The sequence below is a fragment of the Amycolatopsis halotolerans genome (assembly GCF_042647905.1).
In the GTDB taxonomy this organism is placed as follows: domain Bacteria; phylum Actinomycetota; class Actinomycetes; order Mycobacteriales; family Pseudonocardiaceae; genus Amycolatopsis; species Amycolatopsis halotolerans.
The window spans coordinates 60,406-74,791 of sequence record NZ_JBHRWI010000005.1 but is presented as its reverse complement, the minus strand read 5'-3'; the positions used below and the strand labels follow the sequence as shown (position 1 = coordinate 74,791).

Below are 14,386 nucleotides of genomic sequence, written 5' to 3'. Positions count from 1 at the left end.
CACGCCCGGGTGGGCGCCGTTGTTCTGTCCGGGCTTGTTCGCGAGAGGGAGACGGCGAAGTGGATTCGAGTTCGCTCAAGGGGCTGCTCGACGAGCACGCACAGCTGGAACAGCAGCTCGCCGACCCCGCGGTGCACGCGGACCAGGCCAGGGCCCGGAAACTGGGCCGCCGCTACGCCGAGCTGAGCCCGGTCGTGCGCGCGGTGCGCGAGCTGGACCAGACCCGCGACGACCTTTCCGCGGCCAAGGAACTCGCGGCCGAGGACGCGGCGTTCGCCGCCGAGGCCGAAGAGCTGGCGGCGAAAATCCCGCAGCTCGAAGCGAAACTCACCGAACTCCTCCTGCCGCGCGACCCGTACGACGGCTCCGACGTCGTCATGGAAATCAAGTCCGGCGAAGGCGGCGAGGAATCCGCGCTGTTCGCCGGCGATTTGCTGCGGATGTACCTGCGCTACGCCGAACGGCACAACTGGAAGGCCGAGGTGCTCGACTCGACGGAGTCGGACCTCGGCGGCTACAAGGACGTCACGCTGTCGCTCAAGAGCAAGACCGCGGACGTCGAAGGCGTATGGGCAAGGCTGAAATTCGAGGGCGGCGTGCACCGCGTGCAGCGCGTGCCGGCCACCGAATCGCAGGGCCGCATCCACACGTCCGCGTCCGGCGTGCTGATTTATCCGGAACCGGAAGAGGTCGAGGTCGAAATCGACCCGAACGACCTCCGCATCGACGTGTTCCGTTCCTCGGGCCCCGGCGGGCAGAGCGTGAACACCACCGACTCGGCCGTGCGGATCACGCACCTGCCGACCGGGATCGTCGTGTCGTGCCAGAACGAGAAGTCGCAAATCCAGAACCGCGCGCGGGCGCTGCAGGTGCTGCAGGCGCGGCTCCAGCAGGTCGCCGAGGAAGAGGCGGCGGCGAAGGCATCGGACGCGCGCCGCTCGCAGGTACGGACGGTGGACCGTTCGGAGCGCGTGCGGACGTACAACTTCCCGGAGAACCGGATTTCGGATCACCGGGTGAATTACAAGGCGTACAACCTGGACCAGGTTTTGGACGGCGAACTGGACGGTGTGCTGGACGCACTGGCTACTGCTGACCGGGAGGAGCGGCTCGCCTCGCAGGCGGGCTGATTCCTAGACCGCGGCCGGGATTTCCTCAGCGCTCGAGTCCTCGGTGTGCTCCGGCGCGCTTTCCGCACGGGGAAGCAGGCTGAGGACCGCGAACACCACAGCGAGCACAGTCGGGAACAGCGTCAGCAGTTGGTGCTTCACACCCTCGATGCCTTCGCCCAACGCAGACAGTCCGAGCTGTCCCGCCGCGAAGAACACCAGCAGGAACGCCACAATCCCGTACTCACGCCGATCCCGGCGGAACGCGCGCACCCCGGCCCAGCCGATGAGCACCCAAATCGGCACCAGCGCGAACAACCCGAGCGGCGCGATCAGCGCGGCGAGCCCGGAGAACACCGGCACCCGGTACTCCTTCGACAGCCGCGGCTGTCCGGACAGTTCGCCGAAGCTGCCGAGATTTGCCGGACGCGCGGTGAGCGCGTCGACCCCGCCCTGCTGCAGGATTTCGGCTGTCCGGCCAGGGTGCGTCGCGTAGTAGTGCAGCACGTTGCGGCGGCTGATTTTGTCCTTGTACTGCGGGTAAAGCGGGTCGTGCCAGGCCGCGCGCTCGCCCCACCAGCCGGTGCCGACGTACTGTTCGAACGATTCCGGCAGCCCGAGCGCGGCGAGGTCGGCCTTCGTGTCGTGCTTTCCGTCCACAATGGAGTCGAAAACCGCGTGGTACATGTTGGCCTCGCGGTATTCCGCGTTGGCCGGATCGCCCTGGGACTGGACCGCCAGGGTGCCCGCGCCCACGATCGCGAGCACCGCCAGCGGCAGCACCCAGCGTTTCCGCCCGCGCGCGCCGGACGGCCGGGTCAGCAGCAGCGCGAGCGCGAAAAGCGGGATGAGCAACAGGGTTTGCGATTTGGCGTTGATCCCGACGAGTCCACCGAGGACAGTCACCGCGGCACCGGCCCAGCGCAGCTTTCCGGGGCGGTGCAACAGGAAGAGGCCGCCGCAGATCAGCAGGATGCCGAGGAAAGCCGCGCCTTCGCTGAGCACTGACGCGAAGTAGCCGAAGAACGCCGAGTCGCCCATCACGAGCAGCAGCAACACCGTGGCGATCAGCCGGTTGCGCCGGTTCAGGTCGAGTCCGAGCACCGTGACGGTGATCGCGCCGGCGACCAGCACACAGGTGAGCACGCCGAGCACCAGCAGGTTCAGCACGCCGGACGCACCGAACAACGCGCCGATTTTGCCTGCCGCCCAGTCGAGCCAGGCCTGGCTCGAGACGTACGCGGAATCGCACGGCGGCGCGGACCCGTAACTGAACCGGACGAACCCTTCCGACGGCCGGTCCAGTTGCCGCCCGCCGAGCTGGCACAGCAGTCGCCAGCCGTCGCCGTTGTCGGCCATGCCGACCGGGCGGGGCACGAGGAACCGCAGCAGCAACAGTCCGAGCGAGGCGACGAATACCCCGAGGCCGAAGCGCAGGTCCCTGGATCTCACCGGGCGGAGTCTATGGGGCGGGCTCGGGGCTGACGTCAGGCGGTTGCCGCGGCGAAGGCGGCCATCCGCTCTTCGTATCCGTCGTCATCGCCGAAATGCACGGCCACCGCGTCCGCACCGGCCTCCCGATACGCACGGTAGGTCCCGACGGCCGCGCTGAGGTCATCCGCGAACTGCTGCCGGGCAATCCGTCGCACGCGCCGTTCAGGATCGAGCCGAGTCAGCGTCGCGACTCGTTCCGCGAAAGCCTCCGGCGAGAGCCCCGCACTCAGCCACTGGTCCCCGGCCCGGACCGCCCGGCGCAGCGCGACCGTCGAGTTCCCGCCGACCAGGATCGGAATCCGCCCCCGCGGCCGTGGCTCGAAATATCCGCCAGCCCGGCCGCGTCCGGTAGTGAACAGCTGGTCCAGCAGCGAAAGCGTGTCGTCCAGCGTCGCCCCGCGCCGGGAGAAATCCGCGCCGATCTCCGCGAACTCCGGCTCGTTCCATCCCGCGCCGACGCCCAGAATCAGCCGGTGCCCGGACAGCCGGTCGATCGTCGCGGCCTGTTTGGCCAGCAGGTACGGCTCGCGCAGCGGCGCGATCACCACCGACGTACCCAGTTGCACGCGTTCGGTCGCCGCAGCGAGGTAGGCGAGCGTCGCGAGAGGCTCGTACACGCCGCCGAAAACCTCGCCGAACGGTTCCGGCGGCAGCACGTGGTCGGGCAGCCAGACGGATTCGTACCCCAGCTCCTCGGCCAGCCGGGAGAGGTCGGCGAGGCGCTGCGGGGTCAGGTCGGGCGCTTCGTTCGGGAGGACGACCTGGCGGCTCATCGCAGCACCTTCCGGATCGCGGTGAGCCAGGCGTCCGGCGCTTCGTCGGTGATGCCGTGCCCGGACTCGATCTCGACCAGCTCCGCGCCGGGAATGCCGTCGGCCAGCTCGCGCGAATGCCTCGGCGGCACGAGGGCGTCCAGCGTCGTGGCGATCACCAGGGTCGGGACCGCGATCGACGCCAGTTCCGCCCGGGTGTCGACGGATCGCACCAGCTCGACCTGCTTCGCCGTGCCCTCGGGCACCGATTCGGCCAGCCCGGCGACCGCTGCGGTGAGCTGCTCCGGCGTCAGCGTGGCGAGGAACCGCTCGCTGACGGCGGTCAGCATCAGGAACTTGGCGAGCCGGACGCGGTCGCCTTTCAGCAGCTCCGCCCACACATCCAGCGCCAGCTCCATCCGCGCGTCCGGCCGGGCGAGACCGGCGGTGAGGATGAGCCCGGTCACGCGATCGGGATGCCGGGTGGCCACGCGGACCGCGACAGCCGTGCCGAGCGAGTAGCCGAGGACGGTGAATTTCTCGACGCCCGCGTCGACGGCGGTCGCGACCAGGCCGTCGGCGAGTTCGTCGAGCGTGCCGCCCGCGACGGGGTAATCGGCCCCGACCACGGTGTGCGTACGGGAGAGATCGTCCAGCAGCGGACCGAAGTTGGCGTGCACGCCGCCGCCCGCGCCGTGCGCGAGCAGCAGGCCGGGACCCGCTCCGAGAACGAGAGGCGCGAAATGTTCTGTCATGTTCGCGACGTTAAGGATTGACACCAGTGTGAAGGCCAGAGGCGGGGGAGAATCGGATGCTGATCGGCGAACTCGCACAGCGCACCGGCGTCGCGCCGCGGCTGCTGCGCTACTACGGCGAACAGGGGCTCCTGGACTCGGCGCGCAACACGAGCGGCTACCGGGTGTACGGCGAGGAGGCCGTCGTGCGGGTGTGCCAGATCCGGAAACTGCTGGCCGCGGGCCTGACCACGGAGATGATCGCCCAGATGCTCGACTGCGCGATCGGTCCCGCCGCGCACCTGGACCTGTGCCCCGACCTGGTGCGCAGGCTGCGCGGGGAACTGGCCGAAGTGGACCGCCGGATGGGGGACCTGGCTCAGCGGCGCGAAGTCCTGTCCGGGTATCTCGGCCAGGCGTGACGCCCGCGCGGGCGGGGGTCGATACGCTGAGCAGCACCCCCGTTGGGGGCAGCTTCGACGAGTGAAGGACGACCAGTGAATCGGCAGCCGCTGCGCCTGGCCATCATGGAGGCCACCCGGATCCTCACCGAGGCGGGCGTGGAATCGCCGCGGTCGGACGCGGATCTCATCGCCGCGCACGTGCTCGGCGTGGAACGGGGCAGGCTGCCGATGGTGCCGCTGGTCGACCCGCCGGTGATCGACGCGATCGGGCAGCTGGTCGCGCAGCGCGCCAAGCGGATCCCGCTGCAGTACCTGACCGGATGGGCCGCGCTCGGCAACATCACGGTCAACGTCGGCGCGGGTGTGTTCGTCCCTCGCCCGGAGACCGAACTGCTCCTCGAATGGGGCGTGAAGTTCCTGCAGGGCCGCGAATACCCGGTGGTGGTCGACCTGTGCACCGGCTCCGGCGCGCTGGCGCTGGCGCTGGCACACGAACGCCCGGACGCGGTGGTCTACGCGGTCGACGTCGACCCCCAGGCGCTCGCCTGGGCCCGGCACAACGCCGACGTGCACACCGCCGCCGGAAACACGCCGATCCGGCTCTACTCCGGCGACATCTCGGACCCGACGATGTTCGCCGAACTCGACGGTCTCGTGGACCTGGTGCTCTGCAACCCGCCGTACGTGCCGGAGGGCACGCCGGTCCCGCCGGAGGTCGGCGAACACGACCCGGCGCGCGCGGTCTTCGCGGAGGAAAGCGGCTTGGCGGTGATCCGGCACGCGATCGCGGCCGGTGCGCGGCTGCTGCGCCCCGGCGGCGGTCTGGCGATCGAACACGACGACACGCACGGTTCGGCGGTCCCGGCTTTGGTGCGGGCAAGGCGAGTGCTGACCGGGGTCGAGGACCACCCGGACTACACGGGCCGCGCCCGCTTCGTCACCGCCCGTCGCCTGGGCTGAGGCCGCGCTGCTCTCCGAAGGTCCGTGAAGGACTCCTTGAGGGAATCTAAGTCGGTAAAGGGGCCCTTCACGGACCGCACTTGGCCGTGAAGGGCCATTGAGGGGGCCCAGGTCCGTGAAGGTGGCCCTCACGGACTTGCGCTGGTCCGTGAGGGCCACCTTCACGGACTTGGAGGTCGTGAGGGGAACCCTGAGGGACTCAGAGTCCGTGAGGGTTCCCCTCACGGACCGCCCGCCGCACCCAGCCGGTGGCGCTGCGCCATTCGCACCTTTGCCCCTGTCTTGCCCGACTTTCGTCGTGCGGCAGCGGGGTGGATTTCGTTCGCCCGCCTAACGATCACCGTTAGCGTCGGGCCTCGGGACCGCCGGGCGGACCGGCGGAGAAGTGAGGAGCGAGGATGAGATCCCCCTTACCCCGCCGGAATCACCGCATCCGGACCACCAGCCTCGGCAGCATCCGGATCAGCCGCCTCGGGGTCGCCCGCACCCGGAGCGCCCGAGGACGCGTAGCCGTAGTCGTGGCGATCGCCGCACTGGCGCCCGCGCTGCTCGCCGGGACCGCCGCGGCCGATCCGCTCACCCAGGGCTGGCCCGCGCCGCTGGATTCCGCGCACTGGGCCGACCAGGCGAGCATGACCTGGCAGGACTACCGCCACGTCCCCGGCACCAACTGGGCCGACCCGTCGCTGAAACCGACCGTGCGCAAGTTCAAGGGCGCCGTCGTGCTGGCCGACTACCCGGACGCGGACTTCGTCGTCACGAAAGCGCCGCATTCGACCGTCTTCGGCAATCCGTCGCCGTCCGCGAGCAATCTGCCGCGCGAGAAAGTCGCGCAGCACTACCAGGATTTCCTCAACAAACCCGAAACCTGAACCACGGCCACACCATCAACGAGTACTGGATGGAGGACTCCGGCGGCCGGTTCGGCGTCGACCTCACCGCGTTCGGCCCCTACCGCATGCCTGGCAAATCCTTCGAGTACGGCATGGAAATGCAGCCGGAGGACTGCCCGGCGAACGCCGACTGCACCCGCGACCTGCGCAAGGACGCGGGCGACGCGTGGCGCGCCGACGTCGGTCCGGTCGCCGACCAGTTCGACTTCATCTTCTTCCTCTCCGCGGGTCAGGACGAAAGCTCGACGTGGCAGGAATTCGGCGAGATGAAGTTCGGCACGAAGGAGAACGTGCCCGCCGAATTCGGCCCGCCGGGCAGCAAACCCGGCGACCGGAACTGGGCGCACACGCGCTATGTGCCGTGGACATCGTGGGCCTCGGCGTCGACCATCTGGCCCAACGCGGCCAACGGATCCTCGACCCAGGCGGAAAGCTCGGGCCAGGGCGTGTTCGCGCACGAGTTCAGCCACATCCTCGGCATCGGCGACAACTACAACAACCCGTTCGGCAATCCGCCCCGGCGCTCGTACACCGGGCCGTGGGAAATGTTGTCGCGCGGCAGTTTCAACGGCCCCGGCGGCCCGCACACGCGCTGGCAGATCCCGGCGACCGAAGGCGGTTCGATGGGCGCGCACCACATGCTGCGCAACAAGCTCAAGCTCGGCATCGTCGATCCGAAGGCCGTCCTGAACCTGGACCGGAACCAGCTCGCCACGACCGGTCCCGTCACCGCCCGCGTGACTGCGAGGGAAGCGGAGCCCGCGTCCGGCGCGTACGCGGGCGTCACGATCGCGCTCACCGGCGGCGACCGTTCGCCCCAGTGCGATCCGGCGACGGACCCGAAGTGCGACGGCGGCGGGTACGACCACTACAGCCTCGAGGTCGTCGACCGGATGGGTTCGGACTCGTTCGCGCCGGACTCCGGCGTCCTGCTGGCCAAGACCAAGGCCAAGGACGCCGCGCCGTTCGAATGGATCGTCGACGCGAACCCGCAGGACATCGGCCTGACCGACTACGTCCGCGCGGACGGCACGCCGGTCAAGATCACCGTCGGCGACTACCGGCAGCTCAACGACGCCACGTTCAAGGCGGGCACCGGCGCGGCCGGCGGCTACGAGTACACCGACGAAGCCAACCGGTTGCGGTTCCTCGTCACCGATCTCGACCGGGACAGCCGCGGCGTCCTGTCGTACACGGTCACCGTCGCGTCGCTCGACGGCGCCGGACCGCAGGCGCGGGGCGCCTGGTTGTGGCCCGCACTGCCCGCGTTCACCCGCGGCGGGCTGGCTACCTGCGATTTCCGTCTGTCGAACCAGGGTTCGGCACGCGGCGCGGCAGCTCCGTACGACCAGGACACCTACCGGCTGACCGCGTCCACTGACGCTCGCGGCTGGGAAGTCCGGCTCCCGAATGCCTTGGCCACCGCCAAGTTCGGCAGCTCGACGCAAATCCAGGCGTACGCGAAACGTTCGGCGGACGCACCGCACACCGCTCGCGTGCGGCTCACCGCCACGTCGATCGCCGACCCGTCGAAGTCAACGACGACTGCCTGCACCGCGATCGGATTCTGAGCACTGAAAGGCGCCATCCGTCCATCCGGCGGATGGCGCCTTTCGGCTGGGCGGCAACTGCTTGCCCCGCCGCAAGGCCACCCCCTACCTTGGGGCGGCCGAACAATCAGACTTCTGGGGGAGTCATGTTCATGCGTCATCGAATCACCGCCGGATGCGGTGCCGCGCTCATCGCCGCCACAGCGCTCACCGCGAGCGCGACGAACGCGTCCGCCGCCGCCGGGCCGACCACGCTGCCCGCCAGCCAATACACCCTGACCTCGGATTACCACAAATACGACGCGGCCTACTCGGGCCTCGCGTCGAAGCTGCACACCGTGCCGGTGCACACCGTCATGGACAACGCGAACCACGACCGCAAGCAGCTGCCGTCGACGTTCAACCCGGCCGGTCTCACCGGCGGGTTCCGCTTCGACGACGGCGACAACACCGATTGCACCAACTATCCGCAAGGCATCACCACCAGCCGCGACGCGGTCGGCGGCGACAACGGCGGAACTACGACGGACACCAGCTCGTCGCCGTCAGCTGGTACACGCGCGACAAATGCGGCGGCAAACAGGTCCGCAGCCGGATCACCCTCGCCGACTGGGACGCGACCTACCCGAACAAGTACCGCAAGATCCTGCTCGTCGAACCCACCGGCACCACCGCTTCGCCGAACTACAAGGACATCCCGATCCACGCCGGCGGCGTCTCCTGGTACGGCGACTACCTGTACGTCGCCGACACCGGCGGCGGCATGCGGGTCTTCGACATGCGCAAGATCCTCGAGGTCAACTCGGGCGGCACGGCTGACCAGATCGGCCTTTCCGGAGGCCAGTACTACGCGCACAACTACCGCTACGTCCTGCCGCAGGTCGGCACGGTCGCCGCGCACACCGCCTCCGGCCCGAACCTGGCCTGGTCGAGCATCTCGCTGGACCGGGTGAGCAAGTCGATCGTGATGACCGAGTACACCTGCAAGGCCGACTGCGCGGACTACCCGAACCGCCCGCCGCGCGCGGTGCGCTTCCCGTTCGCCTCGGGAGCGACGACGTTCGCCGCCTCGACGACGGCGAGCCAGGCTCTCCAGCTGCCTTGGTACAACCTCAACGGCGTCGCCTCGCACAACGGCCGCTGGTGGTTCAACTCCTCCACTCAGAAACAGCTCTACTACTGGACCCCGACCGCGGGCCCGGCCACACACGCCTGGGTGAGCAGCGGGGAGAGCATCTCGTACTGGGAGGACCCGAAGGACGCGGATCTCCTGTGGTCGCTTCAGGAGGGAGCGGGGAACCGGAACGTGTTCGCGGTGAAGCAGGCCAGTTACGGCAGTTGATCGCCTGACCTTCGGCCGCTGACCCCCCCGGGTCAGGCGGCCACTCGGCCAGGCTCGGTCCGGTGCGGCCGCGCCCCGCGCCGGACCGAGCCCTCCGCCTTTTTCCTGACGAAATGCCCCCAATGTGGCATTGGGTGCGTGGGATGCACCGAACGCCACATTGGGTGCGTGGGATGCACCGAGCGCCACATTGGGTGCATGGGACGCACCCAACGCCACATTGGGTGCGTGGGACGCACCGAGCGCCACATTGGGTGCATGGGACGCACCCAACGCCACATTGGGTGCGTGGGACGCACCGAACGCCACATTGGATGCGTGGGATGCACCCAAAGCGGCATTGGGGCAGACCTCGCACCCCTCGCCCGAGCCCTTCGCCATCGCCCTGCCGGAGTCACGTCAGCTCGCGCGGCGCGAGATCCTCCGCACCGGACCGAGCCATCCGCTCCCGCAGCCGTCCGTGAAGGGCCCCTTCGGGGAATCTGATTCCCTCAAGGAGCCCTTCACGGACCTCCGCATCGCGTACCGAGCCCGCCCCTCGCCGGAGCCAGACCGCTCCACCGCCCCATCGCACCTCGGGGCGCTCCGAACCCGTCCGCGCCGGGGGATAGGCTGCCCGTCATGAGTGCGGTCTACGACTGCGGCAAGCGCGAATCCCGAGCCGAAGGCCTGTCCGCGGCGGCTGCCGCGGTGCGGTCGAGCCGGCTGGTCGTCCTGCCGACGGACACGGTGTACGGCATTGGCGCCGACGCGTTCGACTCCGGCGCCGTCCAGGCGTTGCTGCGGGCGAAGAACCGCGGCCCGGACATGCCGGTCGGCGTTCTCGTCGGCTCCTGGTCCACTGTGGACGGTCTGGTGCTCGGCGTTCCGCCGCAGGCGCGCGCGCTCATCGAGGCGTTCTGGCCCGGCGACCTGTCGATCGTGCTGCCGCACGCGCCGAGTCTGCAGTGGAATCTCGGCAACTCGCGCGGCACGGTGATGCTGCGGATGCCGTTGCACCCGGTCGCGCTGGAGCTGCTGCGCGACGTCGGCCCGATGGCGGTGTCCAGCGCGAACGTCTCCGGGCGTCCGCCCGCCTCGACCGCCGAGGAAGCCCAGGAGCAGCTCGGCGACTCGGTGTCGGTGTACCTCGACGGCGGGTCGAGCGGGGAAGCGGTGGCCTCGTCCATCGTGGACCTGACTGGCGACAAGCCGGTGGTGCTGCGCGAGGGCGCGGTCACGAAGGCCGCCATCGCCGAGGTGATCGGCGTCGCCGAGGAGACGCTGGACTGAGCCGGGCAAGTGACTGCCGTTCACCGGGGCCGCACGCGGGCGCGGTAGCGTGGCGCGGTGACTCCGACCTCCCGGCGGGCGTGACGCGGTCATGCCTGTAGTCCAAGGACTTCTCCCGATCCGGGAGTACCTGCTCGTCGCGCTGACCGCGACCGCGGTGACCTATCTGCTGACCGGCGTCGTGCGGCGCGTGGCCATCCGGATCGGCGCGATCGCCAACCCCCGCGCGCGCGACGTGCACGTCAAGCCCATCCCGCGGATGGGCGGCGTCGGCATCTACCTCGGGATCGCCGCGGCTATGGGCCTCGCGCACCAGCTTCCCGCGCTCAGCCACGGTTTCGACGTCTCCTACGACGCGGTCGGCGTGCTGCTCGCGGCGGGCGTCATCTCGCTCATCGGCATCCTGGACGACCGGTTCGAGCTCGACGCGTGGACGAAGCTCGCCGGACAGGTCATGTGCGCCGGGATCCTCGTCATCTTCGGCGTGCAGTGGGTGTCGTTCTGGGTGCCGTGGGGCGGGAACGGCGATTCCATCGGCTCGGTGCTGGTACTGGACAAGAACCAGGGCGCGCTGCTGACGGTCGTCATGGTCGTCGTCATGGTCAACGCGATGAACTTCGTCGACGGCCTCGACGGGCTGGCCGGCGGGCTCGGCTTCATCGCCGCGACGGCCACCTGCGTGTTCTCGCTCGGCCTGCTCGACAACGCGGGCGGCGACTTCGGCTCGTACCCGCCCGCGCTGATCGCCGCCGCGCTCGCCGGGGCGTGTCTTGGTTTCCTCCCGTACAACTTCCAGCCCGCCAAAATTTTCATGGGCGACTCCGGATCGATGATGATCGGCCTGATGCTCGCCGGAGCCACCACCTCGGCGAGCGGACGAGTCAACTACACCCGGTTCTCCGCGTCGGACGCGCTGGCCCTGCTGTCCCCGCTGGTGGTCGTGGTGGCGGTGCTTTTCGTGCCGGTGCTCGACCTCGTGATGGCCGTCGTCCGGCGCACGCGGCGCGGGCAGAGCCCGTTCGCCGCCGACAAAATGCATCTGCACCACCGGTTGCTGGAAATCGGCCATTCGCAACGGCGCGCGGTGCTGCTGATCTATTTGTGGGCCGGAATTCTCTCTTTCGGCGCGGTCTCCATCACGATTTTCGACAGCCCCGTCGTGTTCTGGTCGATTGGCGCGGCATTGGTGCTGGCGGTGCTCGTTTCCCTGGTGCCGCGGCTGCGTTCCCGGCACCGCCCCGGCGTCTGACCCCGCGGGCGGTCTATACTGGCGGGTCGAACCGAACGAGGAGCGAATGCAGTGAGCGACACCGAGACGCCCGAGACGACGCCCGAGACGTCCCAGGCCGCGGCTCAGGCCAAAGCTCCGGAGAACCCGCACGCCGCTCCGGTGCGCCAGCTCGCGCGCTCGATGACGCGGGCCTCGCTCCTGTTCACCCCGCCGTTCATCCTGGTCTGCATTGTTCTTTTCACCGTCCTCAACGGACTGCACGGCTTCCTCGGGGCCCTGGTCGGCGGCGTGCTGGCGATGGTCGCCTCGCTGTCGACGCTGGGCATGATGAAGGTATCCGCCGGACAGGACCCGTCGCTCGTGATGCTCATCGCGCTCGGCGGTTACGCGGCGAAGGTCATCCTGCTGTTCCTCGCGCTCACTCTGCTCAAGGGCGTCACCGTGCTGCACCCGCTTTCCCTCGGGATCACGATGATCGTCGCCATTCTCGTGGCCGCCGCCGTGGAGTTCGCGACATTCCGCAAAGCGCGTATCCCGACCATCATTCCCGCCTCGAATTGACGGATTCGGGACAAGGGTCCCAGCCGGATTCGGGACCTAGGTCCTGGACCATTCGGCTGGTTAGGAGTACGCCTGTACGGCAGTGATTGACCTGCTGGTATGGTCCGCGTCATGGGTGGCGGCCTCGGCCGCGCACTCCCGACGACGAACCGCGATCAGCAGTGTGGCGACCGGATGGTTCCGCCTCTCAACCCGCTGGTCCGAAGTAGACCGCAGGGCAGTGTTCACGCGAGACCTCCCTCGTGCGCAGACCGGCTGGCTGGCTCCGCGCACGGTGGGTACCGCCGCCTCCGGCGTCCCGATGCGTATCGGGTACGTTAAGTCCAGATCGTGACGATTCCCCCGGCGGAGTGAACGCCGGCCGGGAGAACCGGGAGGAGCCCAGTGGCCGCGCTGGTACTGACCGAGGGTGCGACCTTCGCGCCCCCTGGCGCCGAAAGCTTTGAGCTGCCGCCGTTGTTCGGCTTCGTCACGAAGCCGATGCTTCTGGTGGTGCTCTCGGTGATCATCATCGCGGGGTACTTCCTGCTGGCGACGCGCAAGCTGAAGGTCGTTCCGACCAAGGGCCAGTTCGTGGCCGAGGGCATCTACGACTTCGCGCGCAACAACATCGCCCGCGAGCAGATCGGCTCGAAGGATTTCCAGCGCTTCGTGCCGGTGATCTTCGCGTTGTTCACCTTCATCTTGATGAACAACCTCTACGGGGTCATCCCGTTCCTGCAGTTCCCCACCATGGCGCGGTTCGGGTTCCCGATCGCGTTGTCGGTGCTCGTGGTCTACCCGGTGTACCACTACGTCGGGATCAAGAAGCACGGCCTCGGCGGGTACTTCAAGAAAGAACTCGCGCCGGCCGGCGTCCCCGGCCCGGTGCTCCCGCTGTTCGCGCTGATCGAGTTCGCGGAGAAGTTCTTCCTGAACCCGCTCACGCTCGCCATCCGTGTTTTCGCGGCCATGTTCGCGGGACACCTGATCCTGGCGGTCTTCACCCTCGGCGGCACCTTCCTGCTGACCGAGACCTCGAGCATCGCGCTGAAGCCGGTGTCGCTGGTGGCGTGGATCTTCGCCATCGGCCTGACGTTCCTGGAGGCGTTCATCCAGTGCCTCCAGGCGTACATCTTCGCCCTGCTGTCCGCGGGGTACATCGGCGCCGCGCTGGCGTCGGAGCACTGAGAACACCAAAAGACCCCGATCCGCGTGAGTGCGCGGACCGAAGTGAAGGGAAACGCACGTGAGCAACATCGTCCTGGCCGAGGCTGCCGCCCAGACCGTCAACCTCAACGCCGGCCTCGCCGCCATCGGCTACGGCCTGGGCGCGATCGGCCCCGGCATCGGCGTGGGCCTGATCTTCGCCGCGGTGATCAACGGCACCGCGCGTCAGCCGGAGGCCCAGAGCAAGCTGCAGGGCATCGGTTACGCCACCTTCGTGCTCACCGAGGTGCTGGCCCTGATCGGTATCGTCATCTACTTCATCGCCTCCGCTGCCTGAGTCGTTCGCTCTCGCTTAAGGAGACGTTGTGCTGAAGACCCAAGTGGAGTTGTTGGCAGAGGCCCACAACCCGATCATGCCCGACTGGTCGGAAGTGATCCTCGGCATCGTCGCCTTCCTGATCCTGCTGTTCATCCTCAAGAAGTACGTCGTCCCTCGTTTCGAGAAGGCGTACGAGGAGCGGGCGCAGAAGATCGAAGGCGGGATCGAGAAGGCCGAGAAGGCTCAGGCAGAGGCCGAGAAGGCGCTGTCGGAGTACAAGGCCCAGCTGGCGGACGCCCGTTCCGAGGCAGCGAAGATCCGCGACGACGCCCGGCTCGAAGCCGAGCAGATCAAGGCGGAGCTGCGGGAGCAGGCCGAGTCCGAATCCCAGCGGATCGTGGCACAGGGCCACGCCCAGCTGCAGGCGCAGAAGGCGCAGATCGTCGCCGAGCTGCGGGCCGAAATGGGCCGCAACGCGGTCGAGCTGGCCGGCCGCATCGTCGGCGAGTCGCTCGAGGACGAGGCGCGCCGTCGGGGCACCGTCGATCGGTTCCTGGCGGAGCTGGAGACCGTCGGCGCCAACGGTGCCGCTAACGGAGCGGGGAAGTAACCAGAG

The 14,386-nt window shown here is 68.7% G+C and carries 13 protein-coding genes and 1 pseudogene; 11 read left to right on the top strand and 3 right to left on the bottom strand.

The features are described 5' to 3' along the window. Nucleotides 1-59: 59 nt before the first annotated feature. Complete coding sequence (gene prfA, locus ACFORO_RS05090) at nt 60-1,130, top strand: peptide chain release factor 1 (RefSeq protein ID WP_354743940.1); 1,071 nt, start codon at nt 60-62, stop codon at nt 1,128-1,130. A 3-nt stretch (nt 1,131-1,133) separates the two neighbouring features. Here prfA and wsfD read toward each other — a convergent pair whose 3' ends face one another. Genes wsfD through ACFORO_RS05075 form a run of 3 tightly spaced genes read right to left on the bottom strand, consistent with a single transcriptional unit; the run spans nt 1,134 to nt 4,110 of the window. Next, entirely contained in the window at nt 1,134-2,561 is a 1,428-nt protein-coding gene (wsfD, locus tag ACFORO_RS05085) for a glycan biosynthesis hexose transferase WsfD (RefSeq protein WP_377871949.1), read from the bottom strand. A 35-nt stretch (nt 2,562-2,596) separates the two neighbouring features. Further along, nucleotides 2,597-3,376, bottom strand: a complete 780-nt coding sequence (locus tag ACFORO_RS05080; RefSeq protein ID WP_377871947.1) for a TIGR03619 family F420-dependent LLM class oxidoreductase — start codon at nt 3,374-3,376, stop codon at nt 2,597-2,599. Beyond that, on the bottom strand, nt 3,373-4,110 hold the full coding sequence (locus tag ACFORO_RS05075; protein WP_377871946.1) for an alpha/beta fold hydrolase: 738 nt from the start codon (nt 4,108-4,110) through the stop codon (nt 3,373-3,375). The genes ACFORO_RS05080 and ACFORO_RS05075 overlap by 4 nt, the downstream gene beginning before the upstream one ends. A gap of 56 nt (nt 4,111-4,166) precedes the next feature. On the opposite strand from ACFORO_RS05075, the gene ACFORO_RS05070 reads away from it, so the two are divergent. The 10 genes and pseudogenes from ACFORO_RS05070 to ACFORO_RS05025 all read left to right on the top strand — a co-directional run bounded on the left by ACFORO_RS05070 (nt 4,167) and on the right by ACFORO_RS05025 (nt 14,380). Beyond that, nucleotides 4,167-4,511: a MerR family transcriptional regulator gene (locus ACFORO_RS05070; RefSeq protein ID WP_377871945.1), complete on the top strand. Its 345-nt coding sequence runs from the start codon at nt 4,167-4,169 to the stop codon at nt 4,509-4,511. 75 nt (nt 4,512-4,586) lie between these two features. Continuing rightward, complete coding sequence (gene prmC, locus ACFORO_RS05065; protein WP_116204486.1) at nt 4,587-5,453, top strand: peptide chain release factor N(5)-glutamine methyltransferase; 867 nt, start codon at nt 4,587-4,589, stop codon at nt 5,451-5,453. A gap of 632 nt (nt 5,454-6,085) precedes the next feature. After that, nucleotides 6,086-7,917 (top strand): annotated as a pseudogene (locus ACFORO_RS05060) (M6 family metalloprotease domain-containing protein). A 433-nt stretch (nt 7,918-8,350) separates the two neighbouring features. Beyond that, on the top strand, nt 8,351-9,238 hold the full coding sequence (locus tag ACFORO_RS05055; protein WP_377871944.1) for a hypothetical protein: 888 nt from the start codon (nt 8,351-8,353) through the stop codon (nt 9,236-9,238). 621 nt (nt 9,239-9,859) lie between these two features. Further along, the gene (locus tag ACFORO_RS05050; RefSeq protein ID WP_354743953.1) at nt 9,860-10,510 is read left to right on the top strand and encodes an L-threonylcarbamoyladenylate synthase; all 651 of its coding nucleotides are present in this window, start codon (nt 9,860-9,862) and stop codon (nt 10,508-10,510) included. 91 nt (nt 10,511-10,601) lie between these two features. Continuing rightward, on the top strand, nt 10,602-11,759 hold the full coding sequence (locus ACFORO_RS05045) for a glycosyltransferase family 4 protein (RefSeq protein WP_354743955.1): 1,158 nt from the start codon (nt 10,602-10,604) through the stop codon (nt 11,757-11,759). 51 nt (nt 11,760-11,810) lie between these two features. Then, entirely contained in the window at nt 11,811-12,302 is a 492-nt protein-coding gene (locus ACFORO_RS05040) for a hypothetical protein (RefSeq protein ID WP_370934641.1), read from the top strand. A 384-nt stretch (nt 12,303-12,686) separates the two neighbouring features. Continuing rightward, nucleotides 12,687-13,472, top strand: a complete 786-nt coding sequence (gene atpB, locus ACFORO_RS05035; protein WP_354743958.1) for a F0F1 ATP synthase subunit A — start codon at nt 12,687-12,689, stop codon at nt 13,470-13,472. 58 nt (nt 13,473-13,530) lie between these two features. After that, nucleotides 13,531-13,788 carry an ATP F0F1 synthase subunit C gene (locus ACFORO_RS05030; RefSeq protein WP_354743960.1) on the top strand — a complete coding sequence of 86 codons (258 nt, stop codon included), beginning with the start codon at nt 13,531-13,533 and terminating at the stop codon, nt 13,786-13,788. A gap of 28 nt (nt 13,789-13,816) precedes the next feature. Beyond that, nucleotides 13,817-14,380 (top strand): F0F1 ATP synthase subunit B, encoded by a 564-nt coding sequence (locus tag ACFORO_RS05025; RefSeq protein WP_377871942.1) that lies wholly within the window; start codon nt 13,817-13,819, stop codon nt 14,378-14,380. Nucleotides 14,381-14,386: the final 6 nt, after the last annotated feature.

Coding starts and splice junctions, on each gene's coding strand:
- ACFORO_RS05080 (WP_377871947.1), bottom strand. CDS start 3,376: ATGAGCCGCCAGGTCGTCCTCCCGAACGAAGCGCCCGACCTGACCCCG.
- ACFORO_RS05075 (WP_377871946.1), bottom strand. CDS start 4,110: ATGACAGAACATTTCGCGCCTCTCGTTCTCGGAGCGGGTCCCGGCCTG.
- ACFORO_RS05070 (WP_377871945.1), top strand. CDS start 4,167: ATGCTGATCGGCGAACTCGCACAGCGCACCGGCGTCGCGCCGCGGCTG.
- ACFORO_RS05050 (WP_354743953.1), top strand. CDS start 9,860: ATGAGTGCGGTCTACGACTGCGGCAAGCGCGAATCCCGAGCCGAAGGC.
- ACFORO_RS05045 (WP_354743955.1), top strand. CDS start 10,602: ATGCCTGTAGTCCAAGGACTTCTCCCGATCCGGGAGTACCTGCTCGTC.